The sequence below is a fragment of the Colwellia sp. 6M3 genome (assembly GCF_014077595.1).
In the GTDB taxonomy this organism is placed as follows: domain Bacteria; phylum Pseudomonadota; class Gammaproteobacteria; order Enterobacterales; family Alteromonadaceae; genus Cognaticolwellia.
The window spans coordinates 1-313 of record NZ_JACGWF010000239.1; the positions used below are offsets into that span (position 1 = coordinate 1).

The 313-nt window shown below is 37.7% G+C and carries 1 rRNA gene; it reads right to left on the minus strand.

Going from position 1 to position 313, the window contains the following annotated elements:
- Positions 1 to 85, minus strand: a 16S ribosomal RNA gene (locus tag H4J50_RS19215); the annotation flags it as partial.
- Positions 86 to 313 lie beyond the last annotated feature (228 nt).

Genomic DNA, 313 nt, shown 5'->3' on the forward strand with positions numbered 1-313 from the left:
AAGCTACTTTCTGTTACCGCTCGACTTGCATGTGTTAGGCCTGCCGCCAGCGTTCAATCTGAGCCATGATCAAACTCTTCAATTAAAAAGTTTTATGTCTTTCGACAGCTCAATGAATTCTGAATTTATTTTAATATCTTTCGATATTGAATTGACTGTGCCGAATAATTACCGAAATAACTATTCTGTTGGTCACTCAGTTTTCAATTGAGACTCTAATTTGTTTGCCTCGCTACCTAAGTAGGTTGGCTGTTAGAACTCAATCTGTACGAGTGCCCACACAGATGATTGCTTTATATTGTTAAAGAACGTT